The 1,606-nt window shown below is 46.1% G+C and carries 2 protein-coding genes; both read left to right on the top strand.

All coding sequences use genetic code 11. From position 1 onward, the window contains the following. Positions 1–201, top strand: a 201-nt coding sequence (locus L1N85_RS26800) for a hypothetical protein (RefSeq protein WP_456238772.1), incomplete at its 5' end; no start/stop codon positions are given. Between the two features lie 15 nt (positions 202–216). Continuing rightward, positions 217–975, top strand: a complete 759-nt coding sequence (locus L1N85_RS26805; RefSeq protein ID WP_235242067.1) for a hypothetical protein — start codon at positions 217–219, stop codon at positions 973–975. Positions 976–1,606: the final 631 nt, after the last annotated feature.

Consider the following 1,606-nt stretch of genomic DNA (forward strand, 5'->3'; position numbering starts at 1 on the left):
ACCGATACCAGCAAATGTCTGCACTACTACTTCTACTTCATCGATCCGGATTTCGGACTATGTTATCTCCGAGTTCCTACTTGGTGTCCGTTTCGTTTGCAGTTCTACATGAACGGACACAATTGGCTCGCCTCCCGTTTAACCAAACAAGGCATCGAGTATCGGATGCGGGATAACGCATTCCTGCACATCGGCGACTGAGAAAAGGCGCAACAGTTGTCCGATCATATCCGCGTCGAAGATCTCCATCAGGTGTTCGACATCTTAGCCAACCGCTACTGCCCGGTGATCAAGAAACTGGGTGTCATGTATCGCTGGAGCATCATGCAGGTCGAATATGCAACCGACGTCGTATTCCGAAATCCCGATGATCTGGGACATCTATACGACGCGGTCGTGCATACCGCCATTCATTCCGTGAAACCGGAAAACATCGCCACGTTCCTGGGCCAAAAACTCCATGGGAACTATGAGGGCGAAATGGGCAATCGATTCAACAAACGTATTCTCGGTACGAGAATCAAGCACCAAATGGGTGCAGTCACCATCAAGATGTACGACAAATTTGGTTACGTGCTGCGAATCGAGACAACGGTGAATAACGTCTCGCAATTCAAGCATTCGCGGGAGGTTCAGCAGCGCGATGGAACCGTGACGCAGAAGGTCGCTCCGATGAAGAAGAACATCTACAGCCTGTTTCTGCTCAGTCAAATCCTTAAGGCATCCAATCGTCGTTATCTGGCGTTTGTTTCTTCGCTCGATGATCCGAGTGACGGTGCCAAGAAGCTCGATGAGCTTTCCAAGTCCAAGAAAGTAGATGACAGGAGCTACAAGGGTTTTAATTTCTTCAGCCGGGAAGACCATCAGTTGTTTCAGGTACTGACGCATGGCGAGTTTAACATCAGCGGATTGCAGAACAAATCGATCCGCAAGCTGCTCCCTGATCGAAGCCCAGCTTCCGTCTCACGCCCTTGAAACGACTGCGAATTCATGGCCTCATCAAGAAGGTATCCGGCACACGCAAATACTACCTGACCAAATTGGGTAAAGCCGTGATTACATTGGGACTGAAAACCAAAGAGCTCTTCATTGTTCCTGGCCTGGCTACAAAGTAAACGCGAACTGACTCTAACTACCTGGACGCGGGGCTGTTTTTGACAGTCCTTGGTTTCCTGCTGCCTTTTCGCGGATTTACCAAGTTTCTTTCCACTTTTCAAAGATATCTGGACTTAAGAGTCTAAACCTAGTTCAATACTAAGCCAGCATGCACTGGTCGCAGCGTTTGCCGCCAGCGACAAAGGAAGGCAAGTTCAATCTACTAGGACTCAAGTACTGGTCTCGACCGATAAAAATCCTGTAAAAATAGATATATATTACCATTTTACAAAATAAGATAGAAATCCATATATTAACATGATAGAGTGTTAATCGTGCTACAAAAATCATGTAAATATAGAAGGATGAGTTTTATGAAATTCAAGAAAATCATTGCAGGGGCTGTTGTTTTTTCTATTCATTCGATATTGGCTATGAGGTAAGGGGAACTAATGTGCACACACTTGCTAACAAATCAACTTCGACTACGGCTACTGCAGATTCTTATTAT

Origin of the sequence: Paenibacillus alkaliterrae, from assembly GCF_021532375.1 — a bacterium.
GTDB lineage: Bacteria > Bacillota > Bacilli > Paenibacillales > Paenibacillaceae > Pristimantibacillus > Pristimantibacillus alkaliterrae.